19 protein-coding genes are annotated in these 21993 nt (G+C 60.3%); 12 read left to right on the top strand and 7 right to left on the bottom strand.

The features are described from left to right. The first annotated feature begins 64 nt into the window (after positions 1-64). The 8 genes from CRO59_RS03305 to CRO59_RS03270 all read left to right on the top strand — a co-directional run bounded on the left by CRO59_RS03305 (position 65) and on the right by CRO59_RS03270 (position 10122). Positions 65-979 carry a LysR family transcriptional regulator gene (locus CRO59_RS03305; protein ID WP_007967749.1) on the top strand — a complete coding sequence of 305 codons (915 nt, stop codon included), beginning with the start codon at positions 65-67 and terminating at the stop codon, positions 977-979. Between the two features lie 130 nt (positions 980-1109). Beyond that, complete coding sequence (locus tag CRO59_RS03300; RefSeq protein WP_097086394.1) at positions 1110-2567, top strand: gamma-aminobutyraldehyde dehydrogenase; 1458 nt, start codon at positions 1110-1112, stop codon at positions 2565-2567. Positions 2568-2650: 83 nt separating this feature from the next. Further along, positions 2651-3802, top strand: coding sequence for a putative ABC transporter substrate-binding protein YdcS (gene ydcS, locus CRO59_RS03295; protein WP_096795797.1), 1152 nt, complete (start codon positions 2651-2653; stop codon positions 3800-3802). A gap of 251 nt (positions 3803-4053) precedes the next feature. After that, positions 4054-5091 (top strand): ABC transporter ATP-binding protein, encoded by a 1038-nt coding sequence (locus CRO59_RS03290; RefSeq protein ID WP_096795796.1) that lies wholly within the window; start codon positions 4054-4056, stop codon positions 5089-5091. Position 5092: 1 nt separating this feature from the next. After that, positions 5093-6028, top strand: a complete 936-nt coding sequence (locus tag CRO59_RS03285; RefSeq protein WP_097086391.1) for an ABC transporter permease — start codon at positions 5093-5095, stop codon at positions 6026-6028. Then, a complete protein-coding gene (locus tag CRO59_RS03280) occupies positions 6018-6827 on the top strand; it encodes an ABC transporter permease (protein WP_097086390.1) in 810 nt (269 codons plus the stop codon). Before CRO59_RS03285 ends, CRO59_RS03280 begins: the two co-directional genes overlap by 11 nt. 165 nt (positions 6828-6992) lie before the next feature. Continuing rightward, a complete protein-coding gene (locus CRO59_RS03275) occupies positions 6993-8417 on the top strand; it encodes a gamma-aminobutyraldehyde dehydrogenase (RefSeq protein WP_097086388.1) in 1425 nt (474 codons plus the stop codon). A gap of 220 nt (positions 8418-8637) precedes the next feature. Beyond that, positions 8638-10122, top strand: coding sequence for an APC family permease (locus tag CRO59_RS03270; protein ID WP_097086386.1), 1485 nt, complete (start codon positions 8638-8640; stop codon positions 10120-10122). Positions 10123-10166: 44 nt separating this feature from the next. On the opposite strand, the gene CRO59_RS03265 is transcribed toward CRO59_RS03270, so the two are convergent. Together CRO59_RS03265 and CRO59_RS03260 are read right to left on the bottom strand one after the other, a co-directional pair. Continuing rightward, positions 10167-10793, bottom strand: a complete 627-nt coding sequence (locus tag CRO59_RS03265; protein ID WP_097086384.1) for an RloB family protein — start codon at positions 10791-10793, stop codon at positions 10167-10169. A 2-nt stretch (positions 10794-10795) separates the two neighbouring features. Further along, positions 10796-12049, bottom strand: a complete 1254-nt coding sequence (locus CRO59_RS03260) for an ATP/GTP-binding protein (RefSeq protein WP_097086382.1) — start codon at positions 12047-12049, stop codon at positions 10796-10798. Positions 12050-12488: 439 nt separating this feature from the next. On the opposite strand from CRO59_RS03260, the gene CRO59_RS03255 reads away from it, so the two are divergent. Then, positions 12489-12995, top strand: coding sequence for a Bro-N domain-containing protein (locus tag CRO59_RS03255; protein WP_097086381.1), 507 nt, complete (start codon positions 12489-12491; stop codon positions 12993-12995). A 49-nt stretch (positions 12996-13044) separates the two neighbouring features. On the opposite strand, the gene CRO59_RS03250 is transcribed toward CRO59_RS03255, so the two are convergent. Beyond that, entirely contained in the window at positions 13045-13230 is a 186-nt protein-coding gene (locus tag CRO59_RS03250) for a hypothetical protein (protein WP_003222012.1), read from the bottom strand. A 392-nt stretch (positions 13231-13622) separates the two neighbouring features. On the opposite strand from CRO59_RS03250, the gene CRO59_RS03245 reads away from it, so the two are divergent. Further along, complete coding sequence (locus CRO59_RS03245) at positions 13623-15251, top strand: glucan biosynthesis protein D (protein WP_097086379.1); 1629 nt, start codon at positions 13623-13625, stop codon at positions 15249-15251. A 159-nt stretch (positions 15252-15410) separates the two neighbouring features. Here CRO59_RS03245 and CRO59_RS03240 read toward each other — a convergent pair whose 3' ends face one another. The 4 genes from CRO59_RS03240 to CRO59_RS03225 form a co-directional block, all read right to left on the bottom strand. Then, the gene (locus tag CRO59_RS03240; RefSeq protein WP_097086377.1) at positions 15411-15944 is read right to left on the bottom strand and encodes a GNAT family N-acetyltransferase; all 534 of its coding nucleotides are present in this window, start codon (positions 15942-15944) and stop codon (positions 15411-15413) included. Positions 15945-16026: 82 nt separating this feature from the next. Further along, complete coding sequence (locus CRO59_RS03235) at positions 16027-17133, bottom strand: NADH:flavin oxidoreductase/NADH oxidase (RefSeq protein ID WP_096795213.1); 1107 nt, start codon at positions 17131-17133, stop codon at positions 16027-16029. Positions 17134-17401: 268 nt separating this feature from the next. Further along, the gene (gene recJ, locus CRO59_RS03230) at positions 17402-19111 is read right to left on the bottom strand and encodes a single-stranded-DNA-specific exonuclease RecJ (protein WP_097086375.1); all 1710 of its coding nucleotides are present in this window, start codon (positions 19109-19111) and stop codon (positions 17402-17404) included. Positions 19112-19166: 55 nt separating this feature from the next. Next, positions 19167-19709: a YaeQ family protein gene (locus tag CRO59_RS03225; protein WP_003222001.1), complete on the bottom strand. Its 543-nt coding sequence runs from the start codon at positions 19707-19709 to the stop codon at positions 19167-19169. 146 nt (positions 19710-19855) lie between these two features. On the opposite strand from CRO59_RS03225, the gene CRO59_RS03220 reads away from it, so the two are divergent. Next, positions 19856-21055 carry a CaiB/BaiF CoA-transferase family protein gene (locus CRO59_RS03220; RefSeq protein ID WP_027610976.1) on the top strand — a complete coding sequence of 400 codons (1200 nt, stop codon included), beginning with the start codon at positions 19856-19858 and terminating at the stop codon, positions 21053-21055. Further along, a complete protein-coding gene (locus CRO59_RS03215) occupies positions 21003-21962 on the top strand; it encodes a TIGR02285 family protein (RefSeq protein WP_027610975.1) in 960 nt (319 codons plus the stop codon). Before CRO59_RS03220 ends, CRO59_RS03215 begins: the two co-directional genes overlap by 53 nt. Positions 21963-21993 lie beyond the last annotated feature (31 nt).

Here is a 21993-nt window from a genome sequence, read left to right as displayed (position 1 = left end):
CCTTCGCGAAAATAGATATACACTCAGGCCAATCTATAAAAACCGCCCACCGGGTACCCTCCTCATGATGACCCTGCGTCAGATCCGTCACTTCATCGCGGTGGCCGAGACCGGCTCTATTTCCGCCGCCGCGCAAACCGCGTTCATTTCCCAATCGACCCTGACCCTGGCGATTCAGCAACTGGAAGAGGAAATCGGCGTCAGCCTGTTCAGCCGCCACGCCAAGGGCATGACCCTGACTCACCAGGGCCATCAATTCCTGCGGCAGGCGCATCTGATTCTGGCAACGGTGGATAACGCCAAACGCAGCTTGCAACAGAGCACCGATCAGGTCGCCGGACAGTTGATCGTCGGCGTAACCAGCCTGGTCGCCGGTTACTACCTCGCCGATTTGCTTACCCGATTCCAGCGCGCCTATCCCAACGTCGAGATTCGGGTGATGGAGGACGAGCGGCCGTACATCGAGCATTTGCTGGTCAGCGGCGAGATCGATGTCGGCGTGCTGATTCTCTCCAACCTTGAAGACCGCCACGCCCTGCAGACCGAAGTGCTGACTCACTCGCCGCATCGTCTGTGGCTGCCGGCCCAGCATCCACTGCTGGAACACGACAGCATCAACCTCGCCGATGTCGCTCGCGAACCGCTGATTCAACTGAATGTTGATGAAATGGATCGCAACGCCCAAAGACTTTGGCGCGGCGCCGGGCTGCAACCGAAGATCACTCTGCGCACCGCCTCTACCGAAGCCGTGCGAAGTCTGGTGGCGGCGGGTTTGGGTGTGTCGATCCAGCCGGACATGACTTATCGCCCATGGTCACTGGAGGGCGACATCATCGAAGCGCGGCCGATTGCCGACCTCAACCAGACCCTCGATGTCGGTCTGGCCTGGCGCCGTGGGACCGCGCGCCCTGCCCTGGTTGATCCATTTCTGACCGTGGCCCGCGAGCAGCCGCACGGCGGACGCAAGCCATCTATTTAATCGAATGCCACCTTCAGTATTTAGAATTTGTCGACCTCGGAGCCGCGCACTAGTCTTGCTGCATCTATAAGACGGTCGGCTCCCGGGCACGGGAGCAACAATGACCACACAAGAAAAGAGATCGCGGAAAATGGCTGGCGTGCAGACCCCGATGTGTACCGCGTTGCTGATCGACGGCGAACTGGTCGCCGGGCAAGGTTTTGTCGAACCGATCCTCAACCCGGCCACCGGTGAAGTCCTCACCCACATCGCCGAGGCCAGCACCGAGCAGGTCGAAACGGCGATCCTCGCCGCCCACCGCGCCTTTGCCGAATGGTCACGCACCACGCCGCAACAACGTTCCAACCTGCTGCTGGAAATCGCCAGCGCGGTGGAAAAACACGCTGACTACCTCGCCCGTCTCGAAGCGCTGAACTGCGGCAAGCCGCTGCACCTGGCGCGTCAGGACGATCTGACCGCCACCGTCGACGTGTTCCGCTTCTTTGCCGGTGCCGTGCGCTGCCAGACCGGCCAGCTCAGCGGCGAATACCTGCCGGGCTACACCAGCATGGTGCGCCGCGATCCGATCGGCGTGGTGGCGTCGATTGCGCCGTGGAACTACCCGATCATGATGGCCGCGTGGAAAATCGCCCCGGCCCTCGCCGCCGGCAATACGCTGGTGTTCAAGCCGTCCGAACACACGCCGCTGTCGATCCTCGCACTGGCGCCAGCACTCGCCGAGATCCTGCCACGCGGGGTAATCAACATCATCTGCGGCGGCGGTGAAGGCGTCGGCAGTCATCTGGTCGGGCACGCCAAGGTGCGCATGGTCTCGCTGACCGGCGATATCGTCACCGGGCAGAAGATTCTCCAGGCTGCAGCGAAAACCCTGAAACGCACACACCTGGAACTCGGTGGCAAGGCCCCGGTGATCGTCTGCAATGATGCCGACATTCAAGCGGTGGTCGACGGCGTGCGCACCTACGGTTACTACAACGCCGGGCAGGACTGCACCGCCGCGTGCCGGATCTACGCGCAAACAGGCATTCACGACAAATTGGTCGCCGAGCTCGGCGCAGCGGTCAGCAGCCTGCGCTTCGCCGGCAAGCGCGATGCCGACAACGAGATCGGCCCGCTGATCAGCACCCGCCAGCGCGACCGCGTCGCCAGTTTCGTCGAACGCGCCCTCGGCCAGCCGCACATCGAGCGGGTGACCGGCGCGGCGGTGCATTCCGGTGCCGGGTTCTTCTACCAGCCGACGTTGCTGGCCGGTTGCAAACAGACTGATGAAATCGTCCAGCGCGAAGTGTTCGGCCCGGTGGTCACCGTGACCCGCTTCGACGAACTCGCGCAAGCCGTGGACTGGGCCAACGACTCCGAATACGGCCTCGCCTCGTCGGTGTGGACGCAGAATCTGGATAAGGCAATGCAGGTCGCCGCCCGCTTGCAGTACGGCTGCACCTGGATCAACAGCCATTTCATGCTGGTCAGCGAAATGCCCCATGGCGGGCTGAAACGCTCGGGATACGGCAAAGACTTATCCAGTGATTCGTTGCAGGACTACAGCGTGGTGCGGCACATCATGGCCCGCCACGGCCAGCATCTCTGACTACGCTAATAACAAGCCGCCAACGGCATGCTTCACCACGTTCACAACTGCCCCGACCATAATTTAAAGAAGAGGGTTCAACCATGTTCGTGCACAAGACCGCACTGCTCAGTGCAATCACCACAGCCTTGCTGGCCAGCGCCAGCCTGCAAGCTGCCGAGCCGCTGAAGGCGGTCGGCGCCGGCGAGGGTCAGCTGGATATCGTGGCCTGGCCGGGCTACATCGAACGTGGCGAGAGCGACAAGGCTTACGACTGGGTGAGCGGTTTCGAGAAGGAAACCGGCTGCAAGGTCAACGTCAAGACCGCCGCGACCTCCGACGAGATGGTCAGTCTGATGGCCAAAGGCGGTTACGACCTGGTCACCGCATCGGGTGATGCCTCGTTGCGCTTGATCGTCGGCAAGCGCGTGCAGCCGATCAACACCGCATTGATCCCGAACTGGAAAACCCTCGACCCACGTCTGAAAGATGCGCCGTGGTACGTGGTCAACAACCAGACCTACGGCACCCCGTATCAGTGGGGCCCGAACGTGCTGATGTACAACACCAACGTGTTCAAGACGCCGCCGACCAGCTGGAACGTCCTGTTCGACGCGCAGAATTTCCCCGACGGCAAACCGAACAAGGGTCGCGTGCAGGCCTATGACGGCCCGATCTACATCGCCGACGCGGCGCTGTACCTGAAGACCGCCAAACCTGAGCTGGGGATCAAGGATCCGTATCAACTCACCGAAGCGCAGTACAAGGCTGTGCTTGATCTGTTGCGCGCGCAGCAGCCATTGATTCACCGTTACTGGCACGACACCACGGTACAGATGAGCGACTTCAAGAACGAAGGCGTGGTGGCGTCGAGCGCCTGGCCGTATCAGGTCAACGGCCTGATCAACGAGAAACAGCCGATCGCTTCGACCATCCCGAAAGAAGGCGCTACCGGTTGGGCCGACACCACCATGCTGCACGCCGAAGCCAAGCATCCGAACTGCGCGTACAAGTGGATGGACTGGTCGTTGCAGCCGAAAGTCCAGGGTGACGTGGCGGCGTGGTTTGGTTCGCTGCCAGCCGTGCCGGCGGCGTGCAAGGAGAGCGAACTGCTCGGCGCCGAGGGTTGCAAGACCAATGGCTTCGACCAGTTCGACAAGATCGCCTTCTGGAAAACCCCGCAGGCCGAGGGCGGCAAGTTCGTGCCTTATAGCCGCTGGACTCAGGACTACATTGCGATCATGGGCGGCAGGTAAGCCCGAGAGCAACTTGGTCTAACTCCCTTTCCCCTCTCCCCCCTGGGGGAGAGGGCTGGGGTGAGGGGGTGGCTTTTGACTTTGCTCTTGATTGAAGGGCGACGGCCAATGAGGCCACTCTCACCCCCCGCCCTCTCCCGGAGGGAGAGGGAGCTAAAAGCGGATCGCATTCACCGTTAGATGTTTCAGTTTTTTCAGAAGTCCAGGCGAGGGCCGCTGCGACGGCCCGCGCCTTTTTGGAGCACCGCACCATGACGCTTGCAGTCCAATTCACCAACGTTTCCCGGCAGTTCGGCGAGGTGAAGGCCGTTGACCGGGTTTCCATCGATATCCAGGACGGCGAGTTCTTTTCCATGCTCGGCCCTTCCGGCTCGGGCAAGACCACCTGCCTGCGCCTGATCGCCGGTTTCGAACAACCGAGTGCCGGCTCGATCCGCATTCACGGCGCCGAAGCCGCCGGTCTGCCGCCGTATCAACGTGATGTGAACACCGTGTTCCAGGATTACGCGCTGTTCCCGCACATGAACGTGCTGGACAACGTCGCCTACGGTTTGAAGGTCAAGGGCGTGAGCAAAACCGAACGCCACAAGCGCGCCGAAGAGGCGTTGGACATGGTCGCCCTCGGCGGCTACGGCGCGCGTAAACCGGTGCAGTTGTCCGGCGGTCAACGCCAGAGAGTGGCCCTCGCCCGCGCCTTGGTCAATCGCCCACGGGTGCTATTGCTTGATGAGCCGTTGGGCGCGCTCGATTTGAAATTGCGCGAGCAGATGCAGAGTGAACTGAAGAAGCTGCAACGCCAGCTCGGCATCACTTTCATCTTCGTCACTCACGACCAGACCGAGGCGCTGTCGATGTCCGATCGCGTCGCTGTATTCAACAAGGGCCGCATCGAACAGGTCGACACCCCGCGCAATCTGTACATGAAACCCACCACCACATTCGTCGCCGAATTCGTTGGTACTTCGAATGTGATTCGTGGCGATCTCGCACGGCAAATCAGCGGCCATCCGCAGCCGTTTTCGATCCGCCCCGAGCACGTGCGTTTCGCCGAAGGGCCGCTCGCCAGCCATGAAATCGAAGTCAGTGGTCTGCTCCACGACATCCAGTATCAGGGCAGCGCCACGCGCTATGAACTGACGCTGGAAAACGGCCAGACCCTGAGCATCAGTCACGCCAACAATCAGTGGATCGACAGCAGCGCACAACACCAGACCGGCCAGCGCCTGAGCGCACGCTGGGCGCGGGAAGCGATGATTCCGCTGCACGACACCGTCGCGAGCGGGGTCTGAAATGAGCACGCTCGCAATGACCCAGGCACCGCCGTTGCGGCGGTTCTCCAACCTGCTCTATCGCAAACCGAACCTGTATTTGTCGCTACTGCTGGTGCCGCCGTTGCTGTGGTTCGGCGCGATCTACCTCGGCTCGTTGCTGGTGCTGTTGTGGCAGGGGTTCTACACCTTTGACGACTTCACCATGGCGGTCACCCCTGACCTGACCCTGGCGAATTTTGCCGCGCTGTTTCAGCCGTCGAACTTCGACATCATCCTCCGCACGCTGAGCATGGCCATCGTCGTGTCGATCGCCAGCGCTATCGTCGCGTTCCCGATTGCCTATTACATGGCGCGCTACACCACGGGCAAGACCAAGGCGTTTTTCTACATCGCGGTGATGCTGCCGATGTGGGCCAGTTACATCGTCAAGGCCTACGCCTGGACGTTGCTGCTGGCCAAGGGCGGTGTCGCGCAGTGGTTCGTGCAACATTTGGGACTGGAGCCGGTGTTGCAGTTCATACTCGGCATTCCCGGTGTCGGCGGCAGCACCTTATCGACCTCTCATCTGGGGCGGTTCATGGTGTTCGTCTACATCTGGCTGCCGTTCATGATCCTGCCGATTCAGGCCTCGCTGGAACGTCTGCCGCCATCGCTATTGCAGGCTTCCGCCGACCTCGGCGCCAAGCCGCGCCAGACCTTCATGCAGGTGATTCTGCCGCTGTCGATTCCCGGAATTGCTGCCGGCTCGATCTTCACGTTTTCGCTGACCCTGGGCGATTTCATCGTGCCGCAACTGGTGGGCCCGCCGGGCTACTTCGTCGGCAGCATGGTCTACGCGCAGCAAGGTGCGATCGGCAACATGCCGATGGCCGCAGCGTTCACGTTGGTGCCGATTGTGTTGATCGCGGTTTACCTGTCCATCGTCAAACGACTGGGGGCCTTCGATGCACTCTGAGCGCGCTTCACTGGGCCTGCGCATTGCCGCCTGGGGCGGGTTGGTGTTTCTGCACTTCCCGATCCTGATCATCTTTCTTTACTCCTTCAACATCGAGGAAGCCGCGTTCAGCTTTCCGCCGAAGGGCTTCACCCTGCACTGGTTCAGCGTGGCGTTTTCGCGGCCGGATGTGCTGGAGGCGATCAAGCTTTCGCTGCAGATTGCCGCCATCGCCACCTTGATCGCGATGGTGCTCGGTACGCTGGCTTCGGCAGCGTTGTACCGCCGCGATTTCTTCGGCAAGCAGGGCATTTCGCTGATGCTGATTTTGCCGATCGCGCTGCCGGGGATCATCACCGGGATCGCGCTGCTGGCGACGTTCAAGACACTGGAGATCGAGCCGGGGATGTTCACCATCATCGTTGGTCACGCGACCTTCTGCGTGGTGATCGTCTACAACAACGTCATCGCCCGTCTGCGGCGTACTTCGCAAAGTTTGATCGAAGCCTCGATGGATCTGGGTGCCGATGGTTGGCAGACCTTTCGCTACATCATCCTGCCGAACCTCGGCTCGGCGTTGCTGGCCGGCGGCATGCTCGCGTTTGCGCTGTCGTTCGACGAAATCATCGTCACCACGTTCACCGCCGGGCATGAGCGCACGTTGCCGTTGTGGCTGCTCAACCAGCTCAGCCGCCCACGGGATGTGCCGGTGACCAACGTCGTCGCCATGCTGGTGATGATGGTGACCATGCTGCCGATTCTCGGCGCGTATTACCTGACCCGGGGTGGCGAGAGTGTCGCGGGCAGTGGTGGGAAATGAATATCTGACAAACACCAAAATCCCCCTGTGGGAGCGAGCCTGCTCGCGAAGAAGCCGACACATCCAGCATTGATGTCGGCTGACACACCGCTTTCGCGAGCAGGCTCGCTCCCACAGGGTTATCGATTCGGCCAGAACAATAAAAGTGTTAGTGAGGACAACAACATGCAAACCAGACTCTTGATCAACGGCCACCTGGTTAACGGCGAAGGCCCGGCCCAACCGGTGCTCAACCCGGCGCTCGGCAGCATACTGGTGGAGATCAACGAAGCCTCCGAGGCCCAGGTCGACGCCGCCGTGCGCGCCGCCGACAACGCCTTCGCCGAGTGGTCGCAAACCACGCCGAAAGACCGTTCGCTGCTGCTGCTCAAACTCGCCGACGCCATCGAAGCTCATGGCGAGGAACTGGCCAAACTCGAATCCGACAACTGCGGCAAACCCTACAGCGCCGCACTGAACGACGAGATCCCGGCGATTGCCGATGTGTTCCGTTTCTTCGCCGGCGCCAGTCGTTGCATGAGCGGTTCGGCCGGTGGCGAATACCTGCCCGGCCACACCTCGATGATCCGCCGCGACCCGGTGGGTGTGATCGCCTCCATCGCGCCATGGAACTACCCGTTGATGATGGTCGCCTGGAAAATCGCCCCAGCCCTCGCCGCCGGTAACACCGTGGTGCTCAAGCCGTCGGAACAGACCCCGCTGACCGCGTTGCGTCTGGCCGAACTGGCGTCGGAAATCTTCCCGGCCGGTGTACTCAATCTGGTGTTTGGTCGCGGTCCTAGCGTCGGCAGCCCGCTGGTGACTCACCCGAAAGTACGCATGGTCTCGCTGACTGGCTCCATCGCCACTGGTTCGAACATCATTTCCAGCACCGCCGACAGCGTCAAACGCATGCACATGGAACTGGGCGGCAAGGCGCCGGTGATCATCTTCGACGACGCCGACATCGATGCGGCCGTTGAAGGCATCCGCACCTTCGGTTTCTACAACGCCGGACAGGACTGCACCGCCGCGTGCCGGATCTACGCGCAGCAGGGCATCTACGACAAGTTTGTCGAGAAGCTCGGCGCGGCGGTGAGCAGCATCAAATACGGCTTGCAGGATGATCCGTCGACCGAGTTGGGGCCGCTGATCACCGCGCAGCATCGCGACCGCGTCGCTGCTTTCGTGGAACGCGCCGTGGCGCAGTCGCACATTCGCTTGATCACCGGCGGCAAGGCTGTGGAAGGCGACGGTTTCTTCTTCGAACCGACGGTGCTGGCCGACGCGCAGCAGGATGACGAGATCGTCCGCCGTGAAGTGTTCGGGCCGGTGGTGTCAGTAACCAAGTTCACCGATGAAGCGCAGGCGCTGGAGTGGGCCAACGACTCCGACTACGGCCTCGCCTCCTCGGTGTGGACGGCAGATGTCGGACGCGCGCATCGCTTGTCGGCGCGGTTGCAGTACGGCTGCACCTGGGTCAACACCCACTTCATGCTCGTCAGCGAAATGCCGCATGGCGGTCAGAAATTGTCCGGCTACGGCAAGGACATGTCCATGTATGGGCTGGAGGACTACACCACGGTTCGGCATGTGATGTTCAAGCACTAAGCCTTTAAAAGCTTCGCGAGCAAGCCCGCTCCCACAGGGGGACGCATTCCAAGGTGGGAGCGGGCTTGCTCGCGAAGGCGTCACCTCGGTTTCAGGAAGAAAACCGGCATTACGCACCACCAGGATCCCAAAACAATAACTACCGACCCGGGCGGCGCCCGCAAAGCCCCGCCACGGCTTCGGCCATCCGAAATCTGCCGATTTCCCGGAGCAAACACCCATGAGTGCCTCACCCGAATTCTCCGCAGCCGTTGCCGACAGCGATGCCGAACAACTGCGCAAACTCGGCTACACCTCCAACTTCAACCGCAGCATGAGCCTGTGGGAAAACTTCGCCCTGGGCTTCACCTATCTGTCACCGGTCGTAGGGGTTTATACCCTGTTCGGCCTGTGCCTCGCCGCTGGCGGCCCACCGATGTTCTGGGCTTACCTGCTGGTCGGTTGCGGCCAGTTGCTGGTGTGCCTGATCTTCGGCGAAGTGGTTTCGCAGTTCCCGATTTCCGGTGGCGTTTATCCGTGGGCGCGGCGTCTGGTCGGCAAGAAATGGGCGTGGATGGTCGGCTGGATTTACTCCATCGCCCTGTGCGTGACCATTGCGGCGGTGGCTGTCGGTGCCGGCCCGTATCTGGCGGCGATGCTCGGGTTTGAGCCGAGCAACAACACCAACATCGTCATCGCGCTGGTGCTGACCTTGTTCGCCACGCTGGTCAATCTGAGCGGCACCAAAGTGCTGGCGCGTATCGCCATGTTCGGCTTCCTCTGCGAACTGGTCGGCGCAGTGATCGTCGGCGTGTACCTGCTGATCTTCGAGCGTCACCAGCCTCTGAGCGTGCTGTTCAACACCTTCGACATCCGCGTCGACGGCTCGTACCTGCCGGCCTTTCTCACCGCCTCGCTGGCCGGGATGTTCCTTTACTACGGCTTCGAGGCCTGCGGCGACGTTGCCGAAGAAACCCCGAACCCCAGCGCAAAAATCCCGGTGGCCATGCGCATGACCATCTACATCGGCGGCATCGCGGCGATGTTCGCCTGCCTGGCGCTGATCCTCGCCGTGCCGGACATGCAAGCGGTGATCAACGGCACCGACAAGGACCCGGTCACCACCATCCTCAACAACGCCTTCGGCCCGATCGGCTCGAAAGTGGTGATGGGCGTGGTGATGATTTCCTTCATCTCCTGCGTCATCAGCCTGCAGGCTGCGGCGAGTCGTCTGCTGTATTCCTACGCTCGCGACGAAATGGTCATCGGCAGCCGACTGCTGAAAAAGATTTCTCCTACAACCCAGGTGCCAGTTGCCGCACTGTTCGTGTCCGGTGTCCTGCCCGCCCTGATCATCGCCCTCGGCTTCTTCCTGCAAGACGCCGTGGCCACCATCGTCAGCTTCGCCGCCATCGGCATCTACCTCGCGTTCCAGATGATCGTGCTGGCTGCCCTCTACGCCCGCAGCAAAGGCTGGAAACCCAGCGGCAAATTCACCCTCGGCGCGTGGGGCTGGCCAGTGAACATCGGCGCGCTGGTGTATGGCGTCGGCGCAATCATCAACATGGCCTGGCCACGCACGCCGGATGCGGCGTGGTATGTGAACTATGCGATGGTGCTGAGCACGGCCATCGTGATTGGATTGGGGTTGGTTTATATGTGGATCGGCAAGCCGTATGACCATGGGAAGGCGCCGGCTGGGGATGCGTGGAAGGTGAGTCGCTAAATATCAGCAACCTGCCCGCAGGGAGGCGGACAGGGTGCAGGGTGCTAGATCAGTTGCGGCCTGGATAAGGTCTCGAACTCATCCATCAGCAAATGGATTTCCGTACTGGGATTGGGCTCACCACTGACGGCGACGTCCTCAAGCACTTTCGGCGCAAGCGTTCTCGCCCGCTGGAACGGCTCACCCAGCAACTGGGTGAAATAACTGATGTCCCTACCCTTCTCATAGCCCGCCATGTCGGGTTTCGTCCTCAAGCACTTGCTCACCAGGTCACCTGGGGAGTTTTTCCCCACGGCCCGGAATGGCTTGCGACTGAAACCAAAGTGCAAAAGAAGCCAGAACTCGAAACACGGATACGATGCGATAACGTAGATTTTTGGATGCGATCTGGCTGTATTCAACGCGCGCTCGAAACACAGATGTGTATCGCGATCCACCACACAAAATACCTTGTCAAAGCGTTTCTGCCGCATCACCGCCCGCTCCACGATACCGCTCGGGTGTGTCACGCCGCAATGGACGATCTCAACCTGAGCCCGGGCCCGAAAGTGAAACGCGGCCTCCTCCAGATAACGCTTTCCCGACTTACTGTCCTCGCAGAGCACCAGCACTTTGGGCTGTGGTTTGAAGCGTGACGCTTTTCGATCAAACGACTTGCTCGAACTCACCATGGTCAGCCCTGCCTGATCAGTGGCAGCCCGCGATAGCGTCCCTCGAAATAGCGCTTCTCGACGTCCTCGCTTTCCCGGCCTTCAAAGTCGTGCACGGAAAACAGACTTGTCGCGCCATATGCATCACGCTCCGAAATCCAGAACTGATCACGTCGCAGAATTTTTTCATTCATCAAGTGCGTGTCGTGAGTGGTGAAAATCAACTGAGTATTCAGCCCGCTGTCCAGATGTTTGCCAATCAGGACCCCGACGATTTCAGGATGCAGACTGCTGTTCAATTCGTCGACACAGAGAACGCCGCTGCCGCCAGCCTGATTCATCATGAACCACGGCAACCAGAAGCCGATCAGGTTCTTGGTGCCGCACGATTCTTCGGCAAAATCGAATTCAGCCTCGCCTGAGATACTGGCATGCGTCAGGGTCAACTTGTCTCCCTGCGCAGCGGCAATAAACTCCTTCAACGTCATCTTTCGATTGTCTGGAGGCGCAGTGGAATGCTCCGAACTGAGCTGGATCGCAGATACCGGAATATCCAGAGCGCAGAGAAAATCACGCAGATCACTGGTATGACTTTCAACCATCTGCAGAAAACGAATCGATGCGGTAGAGAGGCCCTGCATATTGCTCTGCTCGACTACCAGCAAACCTCTTTGAAACCAGCAAAATGGTGCGCGCAACTGCGTCAGCTCTTCGCTGCTGTGGGTAACGGCTTGTGCAATAAACAGCATCCTGGGACTGGTCAAACGCCGCCACGCACAATGCACGTCCTTACCGCCTTCAAGGGCTTTACCAAAGGTGTAATGCTCACCGAGGGAATCAACTTGACGGTTGTAGAGCAAGGTTTCCTTTCCTTTTGGATAACAGAGCAATTGTTCATGGACAATGCGCTGCGCTGTCAAGCCGAGCACGAATCGATAGCGCAACCCGCTTTGAACAAAGTCGTATTCAAAAACGCTGGGCGCTTCTCTTAGCGTCTCGTCAAAGCGAAAGGATGCAACCGGTAGTACGTCGCCATGGATGCCTGCGGGTGTCGCCAGCAATCTGCCGACGATGCCCATTGCGCGAATGAGCGACGATTTGCCAGAAGCGTTGGGTCCGTAAATGGCGGCGACCTTGAGCAGGTCCGGGAGCTTTTCAGTGCTCGTGCCGGCGCTGAAGACGTTTCGCGCCTTGCTCAGCCGAGGGCTCGCGACCATGGACAGCGTTTGCCTGTCCCGGAACGAGCGGTAATTGGAAACGGAAAATTCGATCAGCATGGATAAAACCTGCAGTTCGTTGCATGAATCTCCATAAATAAATGAAAAAACGCGCCTCAGACGCAGCCTGGCTGCAAGCAATGCAAAAACAGGCATTTCCTACAGACACAGCCTCCCCCAAAAAGCCCAATTTCCTACGCTGCGCGTCCACAGAGTAGACTTGTCGCCGCAAGCGCCTGACCGATAGGCTTTATCCCGTCGCTGCCAAATCAGCGACCCGGGGTCGAAGCCGGAAACTGTCAACGCGGTGCTTGCATGCCCTCCATTGAACTGTGGCTCTCGTAGCTTCAGTTTTGCTTTATGGCGGGCCGTGTGGCGCGGGCCTTCTGGCTTTTCCGTGTTTGACTGGAAGTATCCCGACTTCGAACGCCATACGGTTCGCCACCCAACTTGTCGAGGAGTTGATGGCGACTTTCCTACTCAAATCGGAAGTCACTACATGTCTGCACAAATCCAAAACTCATCGTCGACCCACTTCACCCCCACCGCCTTCACCCGCCACAACCGCTTCCTCCACGCCTTCATGCAAGACCACGAAGCCTGGTTCTGCGTGCAAGATCTCGGTCGCTTGATGGGTTACCCCCTGAACGAACGCCTTACCCTGAAACTCGATCCCGACCAGCGTCGCCATGTCCTCCTGCGTCGGAACGGCGAAATCATCGATTGCGCGATGGTCAGCGAGTCCGGCCTGTTCGCCCTGCTCGTCCATCACTTCGTCCCGGAAAACCGACACCTGCGCCAATGGCTGAGCCATGAAGTCATCCCGATGCTGCGCGAAACTCAATCAAGCCCTGTGGAAAACCACCCGAGCTTGAGCTCAATGCATTGGGCAGGCGTTACCGTACCGCTGCTGCACTGGCAACAGCAGGCGTGGGTCAAATGGCGGGATGTGCCGGAGTTGATGCGCGGCCAGCGGCCGTATCCAGTCCTGGGAACGTGTAGCTGATCCAAATAAAAAGGGGCGGACCTTTCAGTCCGCCCCTTTTTATTTCCACTCAAAACCGCGAAACACTGCGCATCGCATCCACCAGATACCGCATCGCAATCCGGTCGCTCTCCGACAACTCGCGATAACGCTCCACCAGCTTCAGCTCTTCAGAACTCAAACGACGCCTTCTGCGGCCGCTGCCGAGGCAGGGGAAGATGCCGAGCATTTCGGCGATACCTTGTATTTTTGCCATGGACGATGTCCTTCAATACTTCAAAGAATTGCTAAACCACCACATCGCCCTGCCCCTTACAGCAGCGCCGTGTGCCCTACCGGTCAACACCGGTCATGCCCATAGAATAGAAATTAAATCGGCGCTGAAAAGCGGTTTTTAGAGTAATTAGTCGAAAAAAGCAGATATGCCGCATAAATCAGAACGCCCTGTCAGATTTTTAACCGACATGTCTTGTTTCATTGACACTCTGTCACTGTGAATCAACGAATTTTGCTCGGCGAGCGAACCGTTTAAGCTAGCCGGCATCTGTTTATAGTCCGTTGCGTTTGGCCGAAGGCTTGTCCGAACCGTAATTTCTGATCCAGCACGTGCCAGGAACGGCGCGGGATTGCTCACGACAGGTTGTATTTATGCACCGCAGGAATTTGCTCAAAGCGTCGATGGCCATTGCGGCTTACACCGGTCTCTCGGCTTCCGGCCTGCTGGCCGCCCGTGCCTGGGCCGCCAATGGTGGCGCCGCCGACGGCGAGGCCCAGGCTTTCGACTTCGAAGCGCTGAAGCGCCAAGCCAAGCAATTGGCCGGAACAGCCTATCAGGACAGCAAACAGGTGCTGCCGCCGACTTTGGCGACCATGACCCCGCAGAACTTCAACGCGATCCGCTACGACGGCGATCATTCGTTGTGGAAAGAAAACAAGGGTCAGCTGGACGTGCAGTTCTTCCACGTCGGTATGGGTTTCCGTCAACCGGTGCGCATGTACAGCGTCGATCCGAAGACCCGCACCGCCCGCGAAGTGCATTTCCGCCCGACGCTGTTCAACTACGAAAACACCTCGGTCGATACCCAGCAGCTCAAGGGTGACCTGGGCTTTGCCGGTTTCAAGCTGTTCAAGGCGCCGGAGCTGGATCGCCATGACGTGGTGTCGTTCCTCGGCGCCAGTTATTTCCGCGCGGTGGATGCGACTGGCCAATATGGCCTCTCGGCCCGTGGTCTGGCCGTCGACACCTATGCGAAAAAGCGCGAAGAATTCCCTGACTTCACCAAGTTCTGGTTCGAGACTCCAGAGCAGAACGCCACCCGTTTTGTGGTCTACGCCCTGCTCGACTCGCCGAGCGCCACCGGTGCGTACCGCTTCGACATCGATTGCCAGGCCGAGCGCGTGGTGATGGAGATCGACGCCCATATCAACGCGCGTACCGCCATCGAACAACTGGGCATCGCACCGATGACCAGCATGTTCAGCTGCGGCACCCACGAACGCCGCATGTGCGACACCATCCACCCGCAGATTCACGACTCCGATCGCCTGGCGATGTGGCGCGGCAACGGCGAGTGGATCTGTCGCCCGCTGAACAACCCGGCGACCCTGCAGTTCAACGCGTTCGCCGACACCGATCCGAAAGGCTTCGGTCTGGTGCAGACCGACCACGAGTTCGCCAACTATCAGGACACCGTTGACTGGTACAGCAAGCGCCCGAGCCTGTGGGTCGAACCGACCACCGCGTGGGGCGAAGGCTCCATCGATCTGCTGGAAATTCCTACCACCGGCGAAACGCTCGATAACATCGTCGCGTTCTGGACCCCGAAGAAGCCAGTGGCCGCCGGCGACTCGCTGAACTATGGCTACAAGCTCTACTGGAGCGCCCTGCCACCGGTCGGCACGCCGCTAGCGCGAGTGCATGCGACCCGGTCGGGTATGGGTGGTTTCGTCGAAGGCTGGGCACCGGGCGAGCATTACCCGCCGGTCTGGGCCCGACGTTTTGCCGTGGACTTCACCGGTGGCGGTCTCGATCGCCTGCCGCAGGGCACCGGGATCGAACCGGTGGTCACCTGCTCCAACGGCAAGGTGCAGGACTTCAGCGTGCTGGTGCTCGATGACATCAAGGGTTACCGGATCCTGTTCGACTGGTACCCGACCAGCGACAGCGTCGATCCGGTGGAACTGCGCCTGTTCATCCGCACCAATGACCGCACATTGAGCGAGACCTGGCTGTACCAGTACTTCCCGCCGGCGCCGGACAAGCGCAAATATCCTTGATGATTTGAGGCGCCTGTAAGGGCCTCTTCGCGAGCAAGCCCGCTCCCACACTGGATCCCGGTCGATCACACAGTTTGCGACCGACACAGAACCAGGGTGGGAGCGGGCTTGCTCGCGAATGCGTCAGAACATTCAACATCGGTTATTGAAGAAACTGCGTCAGGTCAGTGGGCAATACAGATGAATGTCTCTGGGTTCTTGATCAAACAACTCTGGATCCGCCTGATCAACCAACCGGCAACCCTGTCTCTGATAAAACTCCACAGTGTTGCGCGATTCAGTCGCTGAAACATACAACGCCTCGGCACCGAATCGCCGGCCCTGCTCGCAGGCCAGCGCAAACAACTTCGCCCCCAGCCCTTGCCCGCGGTAATCACGGCTGATGTGCAGAAACTTCAACTGGCGCATGCTCAACCCCTGATTGTGAATAACCCGGTTATCCACAACCACCGCCGCGACCAGCGCCTGCCCATCGAAAACCCCGTACAACCAGCCACCGCGCCGCAAGCACTTCTCCAGCGCCAGCGCGTTTTCCTCAGCTTCTCCTTCCGGCCAGCCACGCATGTCGAAATGCACCGGATACAGAATCAATTCACCGTTTTCCAGCCGATAACATTCTTCAACCAGCTCACTGCGGTCGATCTGCGCCAGCAGCGGCAAGTCGTGTTCGGTCAGTTCTCGCTCGATCAACATGCTCGACTTCCTTGGCAAATGGCAGGCAAGAAAAAACCCGCCGGTTCAATGGCGGGTTTATAGACGTTGCGCCGGTTTGAAATCAATCGCGCAGATCGGATTCGTGAATCGGCTGATCACGATGGGTCGCGCGCTGATACTGCGCCGGCCATACCGCTTTGCGCCCGCCCAGATCATCGTCGGCATGCAGCGGCCAGTACGGGTCACGCAGCAGCTCGCGGGCGAGGAAGATGATGTCGGCCTGACAGGTGCGCAGAATGTGCTCAGCCTGCGCCGGCTCGGTAATCATGCCGACGGTGCCGGTGGCGATGCCTGATTCCTTGCGCACCCGTTCGGCGAAGCGCGTCTGATAACCCGGCCCCACCGGAATCTCGGCGTTGGCGGCGGTACCACCGGAAGAGACGTCGATCAGATCCGCTCCCAGTGCCTTGAGGCGGCGCGCCAGCTCCACGGTTTCATCCGGGTTCCAGCCGTCTTCGACCCAGTCGGTGGCCGAAACCCGGACAAACACCGGCAACTCTTGTGGCCAGACCTCGCGCACGGCCTCGGTGACTTGCAACACCAGCCGAATACGGTTTTCGAACGAACCACCGTATTGATCGCGGCGCTGATTGCTCAATGGCGACAGAAACTGATGCAGCAGATAACCATGGGCGGCATGCACCTCGACCACGCTGAAACCTGCGGTCAACGCGCGTTTGGCCGCAGCAACGAAGGCCTGGATGACTTCGGCGATTTGCCCTTCATCCAGCTGCTTGGGTTGCGTGTGTTGCGGGTCGAAGGCAATCGGTGACGGCCCGACCGGGATCCAGCCGCCATCCTCCGGTTTGACGCTGCCGTGTTTGCCTATCCATGGCCGATGGGTGCTGGCCTTGCGCCCGGCATGGGCCAGTTGAACGCCAGCAACCGCACCCTGAGCGGTGATGAAGCGGGTGATGCGTTGCAGCGGTTCGATCTGTTCGTCGTTCCACAAACCGAGGTCTTCAGCGGTGATTCGCCCGTCGGCGGTGACCGCCGTGGCCTCGGTAAAAATCAGGCCGGCACCGCCCACCGCGCGGCTGCCCAGATGCACCAGATGCCAGTCGTTGGCCAGACCGTCGACGCTGGAATACTGGCACATCGGCGACACGGCGATGCGGTTGGGCAGGGTCAGTTGGCGAAGGGTAAAGGGTTCGAGCAGCAGACTCATGGGGCACCTCTCAAATCAGTGGGCAGGCTCCAGGGTTCTGTTTGAAAAGTCGACGAGTGACAGGAAAAAGGTGCAGCACCCGCCCCCGCGGGCAAAACATTCGACAGACGTCACAAGGCCAATCAAGCAGTGCTTAGAGCCTAGTCGACAACCGGGGATGAGGGAGGGTTCAGAGTGATTCAGTGTGTGAAAGGGTGCTTTCGCGAGCAGGCTCGCTCCCACAAAGTCAACACCGTGCCTGTGGGAGCGAGCCTGCTCGCGAATGGCGTCAGCGCGGTTCGATGTGGGCAATCATCAGTTGCACCGTCTCGTTGCCCCGGAACTCGTTGACGTCGAGCTTGTAGGCCAGCTCGACCCACTGAATGGTCGGGTTCGGCCAGACATCACGGTCGATGCCGAAAGCGATGCCATCCAGCTTCACCGACCCGCACTCGCTTTTCAGCACCACTTTCAGGTGCCGCTCGCCGACCACCCGCTGCTCGACCAACTGGAACACGCCGTGGAACAGCGGCTCCGGAAAGTGCTGACCCCAAGGCCCGGCGTGACGCAGGGCACGGGCCAGTTCAAGGTGAAACTCTTCAACGGCCAGCGTGCCATCCGAAAGCATGCGCCCGGTCAGGTCTTCCTCACGAAGTTGCCGACGCACTTCGGCATCGAAAGCCTCGGCGAACAGCGGAAAATTCTCTTGCGGCAAGGTCAGACCGGCCGCCATCGCGTGGCCACCGTACTTGGCAATCAGGTTCGGATGCTGCGCCGCCACCACGCTGAGGGCGTCGCGAATGTGGAAACCCTGCACCGAACGCCCCGAGCCCTTGAGTAAACCGTCACCGGCATCGGCGAAGGCAATCGTCGGACGGAAATAACGTTCTTTCATCCGCGAAGCGAGAATGCCGATCACGCCCTGGTGCCATTCGGGATCGAACAGGCACAGGCCGAACGGCATCGATTCCACCGGCAAGTCCTTGAGCTGGGCCAGCGCCTCGCGCTGCATGCCCTGCTCGATGGATTTGCGATCCTGATTCATGCCGTCCAGTTGCGCGGCCATTTCCCGCGCCAGATTGGCGTCGGCAGTGAGCAGGCATTCGATCCCGAGGCTCATGTCGTCCAGGCGCCCCGCCGCGTTCAGGCGCGGGCCGACGATGAAACCCAGGTCGGTGGAGGTAATCCGCGCCGCGTCACGCTTGGCCACTTCAAGAATCGCCTTGATCCCCGGTCGTGCGCGCCCGGCGCGAATCCGCTCAAGGCCCTGATGCACCAGAATCCGGTTGTTGGCGTCCAGCGGCACCACGTCGGCAACGCTGCCCAGCGCCACCAGATCCAGCAGTTCGCCGATGTTCGGCTGCGGCTTGCTCTCATACCAGCCGAGGCTGCGCAGGCGTGCACGCAAGGCCATCAACACGTAGAAAATCACCCCGACCCCGGCCAGCGCCTTGCTCGGAAACTCGCAGCCGGGCTGGTTCGGGTTGACCAGCGCATCGGCCAGCGGCAGTTCATCGCCGGGCAAGTGGTGGTCGGTGATCAACACCTTGAGCCCGGCCTTCTTCGCCGCCGCCACGCCTTCGACGCTGGAGATGCCGTTGTCGACGGTGATCAGCAACTGCGGTTCGCGGGTCAGGGCAACCTCGACGATTTCCGGGGTCAGGCCATAGCCATATTCGAAGCGGTTCGGCACCAGATAATCGACATGCGCCGCGCCCAGCAGACGCAAGCCAAGCACGCCGACCGTACTGGCCGTCGCGCCATCGGCGTCAAAGTCACCGACGATCAGAATCCGCTGACGCTGCTCCAGCGCCGTCACCAGCAGATCCACTGCCGCCTCGATGCCCTTGAGCTGCTGGAACGGAATCAGCCGCGCCAGACTTTTATCCAGCTCCGCCTCGGACTGCACACCCCGTGCCGCGTACAAACGGGTCAGCAAAGGTGGCAGGTCACCGAGAAACGGCAGCGTGGCAGGCAACGGTCGAGGATCAATACGCATGGGGTAACGGAAACTTCTCTTGAATACGTAGGATTAATCAGTGAACGACGCAGGATCAGCCGCGTTCACCGGCCAGCCATTCCAGCTGGACTTCGTGCTGACCACGGTCGTCAGTGACGAAGATCGTGCCTTCGCTGATCATCACGTCCCACTTGATGACGCGCGGCATGTCCTTGGCCAGGGTTTCCAGCACTTCCTGCGGCACAGCGGCGATGTTGACGTTTTTCAGGTTCTTGGCCACCGGCACCACTTTGCCTTCCCACACGCGCAGGCTGCCGTAAGCCAGCAGGCTGGTGCGCTCGGTGCGACGCGAGCACCAGGTCAGACGATCAGCGTCTGGCTGACCGACTTCGATCCAGTGCAGAACGCGGTCATCCAGGCTTTTTTCCCACAGCGCAGGTTCATCCACGTCCGACAGACCACGACCGAACGAAAGCAGTTCGTTGTACCAGAGCGCGTAAGCCAGCAGCCGCACGGTCATGCGCTCTTCGGTTTCCGAAGGGTGACGGGCGATGGTCTGCTTGACGCTCTCGTAGACGCTGCGGTCGAGGTCAGTGAGGTTCAGTTCGAATTTGTAAGTGGTAGACGGCTGGGCCATGAACGGGCTTCTTGATACGAGGAAAGTCGGCAAGTCTAACCGATGCCGTAGGCAATCATCGAATTGATGGCGATCAACCTGCGGCGTCTGACAGCCGGCTATGTTAAAACGCTGTATCCGCTCAGCCTTGTCCTACAGGATTCAGTATGCCGTTCGCCAACAAACCGCTCAGCGGTGTGAAAGTCATTGAATTGGGTACGTTGATTGCCGGGCCGTTCGCCTCGCGCATCTGCGGCGAGTTCGGCGCCGAAGTGATCAAGATCGAATCGCCCGACGGCGGTGATCCGCTGCGCAAGTGGCGCAAATTGTATGAAGGCACCTCGCTGTGGTGGTTCGTCCAGGCGCGCAACAAGAAGTCGCTGACCCTGAACCTCAAGCACCCCGACGGCCTGGCGATCCTGAAAAAACTGCTGGGCGAAGCCGACATCCTGATCGAGAACTTTCGCCCCGGCGTGCTGGAAAAACTCGGGCTGAGCTGGGAAACCCTGCATGCGCTGAACCCGAAGCTGGTGATGGTGCGTCTGTCCGGTTTCGGCCAGACCGGGCCGATGAAGGATCAACCGGGCTTCGGCGCGGTCGGCGAGTCCATGGGCGGTTTGCGCTACATCACCGGCTTCGAAGACCGGCCACCGGTGCGCACCGGGATCTCCATCGGTGACTCGATTGCCGCGTTGTGGGGCGTCATCGGCGCGCTGATGGCGCTGCGTCATCGCGAGGTCAACGGCGGTCTCGGCCAAGTGGTCGATGTCGCGTTGTACGAGGCGATTTTCGCCATGATGGAAAGCATGGTGCCGGAGTTCGACGTGTTCGGCTTCATCCGCGAGCGCACCGGTAACATCATGCCGGGCATCACGCCGTCATCGATCCACACCAGTGCCGACGGCAAGCACGTGCAGATTGGCGCCAATGGCGACGCGATCTTCAAGCGCTTCATGCTGATCATCGGCCGCGAGGATCTGGCCAACGACCCGACACTGGCGAGCAACGACGGGCGCGACAGTCGCCGCGACGAGTTGTATGGCGTGATCGACCGCTGGGTCAATTCGCTGCCGCTGCAAAGCGTGCTCGACCTGCTCAATCAGGCAGAAGTACCGGCCAGCCGGATCTTCAGTGCCGAGGACATGTTCAGCGATCCGCAGTACCTCGCCCGGGAGATGTTCCTGCAGGCGAAACTGCCGGACGGCAAGCCTTTCAAGATGCCGGGCATCGTGCCGAAACTCTCCGAGACACCGGGTACTTCCGAATGGGTCGGACCGCAACTCGGTGAACACAATGCGCAGGTACTGCACGATCTTGGCTACGACGAACAGCAGATCGCCCGGTTGCGCGCAGACGGAGCTATCTAAGCTGAAACATCGGCAGACATCGGACGCCAACCGCGCCCACCACTGGTGGACGTGGCGGCTGTTCGGCCTGTTGTTTCTGCTCGCCCTGCCCGCCTGGGCGCAAGCGAAACCCACGCTGGTCTGGTTGCTGCGCGACCTGCCGCCCCTGACCATCTTCGAAGGCCCGAAAAAGGGCCAGGGCGTCATCGATCAACTGATGCCGATGCTGATCGCCGGCATGCCGCAATACGAACACACGCTGATGCGGGTCAATCGCGCCCGCGGCATGCAGATGCTGCACGAGCCGTCCTTTACCTGCGATCCGTCGCTGATCTGGAGCAAGGAGCGCACGCAATGGATCACTTTCTCTATCCCGGCGTTTCGCGCTGTCAGTAATGGTCTGGTGGTGCGTCAGAAGGATCGCGACGTACTGGCGCCGTACCTGATCGACGGTGAAGTCGATCTGCCGGCATTTCTGGCCAATGGCGAGATCAAGGTCGGAGTTGTCGCGGAACGCAGTTACGGAGAGTATCTCGACAGTCTGCTCAAGCAGGCTCCCGGCGGTGCGTTGACGCCGCATTATGGCAACGACGCCCTGAGCAGCCTGCTGGCGATGCAGCGCCTGGGGCGTCTGCAAGTGGTGCTGGGTTACTGGCCGGAGATCCGCTATCAGGCGCAGCAGGCGCAAATTGCCGAAGACGAACTGGTGTTCTTTCCGATTCGCGGCACCGGCAAGTATCTGTCTGGCTTTGTCGGGTGTTCCGATACTCCTCAGGGCCGTCAGGCGATCAGTGAGATCAACCAACTGCTGCGTACCCTGCCCCACGAGCAACTGAACCAGTCGTATGCCGACTGGCTGGACCCCGAAATGCGCACGGATTATCTGCAACAGGCGCGGATTTTTTTCGAGCAACAGGCCACGCAGTAAAACCTGCGGGCAAAAAGAAACCCCGAGCAGT

The sequence above is a fragment of the Pseudomonas sp. LAMO17WK12:I5 genome (genome assembly GCF_900215165.1).
In the GTDB taxonomy this organism is placed as follows: domain Bacteria; phylum Pseudomonadota; class Gammaproteobacteria; order Pseudomonadales; family Pseudomonadaceae; genus Aquipseudomonas; species Aquipseudomonas putida_A.
This window is presented reverse-complemented; position numbering and strand designations above follow the sequence as displayed.

Coding starts and splice junctions, on each gene's coding strand:
- ydcS (WP_096795797.1), top strand. CDS start 2,651: ATGTTCGTGCACAAGACCGCACTGCTCAGTGCAATCACCACAGCCTTG.
- CRO59_RS03305 (WP_007967749.1), top strand. CDS start 65: ATGATGACCCTGCGTCAGATCCGTCACTTCATCGCGGTGGCCGAGACC.
- CRO59_RS03245 (WP_097086379.1), top strand. CDS start 13,623: ATGCACCGCAGGAATTTGCTCAAAGCGTCGATGGCCATTGCGGCTTAC.
- recJ (WP_097086375.1), bottom strand. CDS start 19,111: ATGCGTATTGATCCTCGACCGTTGCCTGCCACGCTGCCGTTTCTCGGT.
- CRO59_RS03300 (WP_097086394.1), top strand. CDS start 1,110: ATGGCTGGCGTGCAGACCCCGATGTGTACCGCGTTGCTGATCGACGGC.
- CRO59_RS03240 (WP_097086377.1), bottom strand. CDS start 15,944: ATGTTGATCGAGCGAGAACTGACCGAACACGACTTGCCGCTGCTGGCG.
- CRO59_RS03280 (WP_097086390.1), top strand. CDS start 6,018: ATGCACTCTGAGCGCGCTTCACTGGGCCTGCGCATTGCCGCCTGGGGC.
- CRO59_RS03225 (WP_003222001.1), bottom strand. CDS start 19,709: ATGGCCCAGCCGTCTACCACTTACAAATTCGAACTGAACCTCACTGAC.
- CRO59_RS03260 (WP_097086382.1), bottom strand. CDS start 12,049: ATGCTGATCGAATTTTCCGTTTCCAATTACCGCTCGTTCCGGGACAGG.
- CRO59_RS03255 (WP_097086381.1), top strand. CDS start 12,489: ATGTCTGCACAAATCCAAAACTCATCGTCGACCCACTTCACCCCCACC.
- CRO59_RS03275 (WP_097086388.1), top strand. CDS start 6,993: ATGCAAACCAGACTCTTGATCAACGGCCACCTGGTTAACGGCGAAGGC.
- CRO59_RS03250 (WP_003222012.1), bottom strand. CDS start 13,230: ATGGCAAAAATACAAGGTATCGCCGAAATGCTCGGCATCTTCCCCTGC.
- CRO59_RS03285 (WP_097086391.1), top strand. CDS start 5,093: ATGAGCACGCTCGCAATGACCCAGGCACCGCCGTTGCGGCGGTTCTCC.
- CRO59_RS03220 (WP_027610976.1), top strand. CDS start 19,856: ATGCCGTTCGCCAACAAACCGCTCAGCGGTGTGAAAGTCATTGAATTG.
- CRO59_RS03290 (WP_096795796.1), top strand. CDS start 4,054: ATGACGCTTGCAGTCCAATTCACCAACGTTTCCCGGCAGTTCGGCGAG.
- CRO59_RS03265 (WP_097086384.1), bottom strand. CDS start 10,793: ATGGTGAGTTCGAGCAAGTCGTTTGATCGAAAAGCGTCACGCTTCAAA.
- CRO59_RS03235 (WP_096795213.1), bottom strand. CDS start 17,133: ATGAGTCTGCTGCTCGAACCCTTTACCCTTCGCCAACTGACCCTGCCC.
- CRO59_RS03270 (WP_097086386.1), top strand. CDS start 8,638: ATGAGTGCCTCACCCGAATTCTCCGCAGCCGTTGCCGACAGCGATGCC.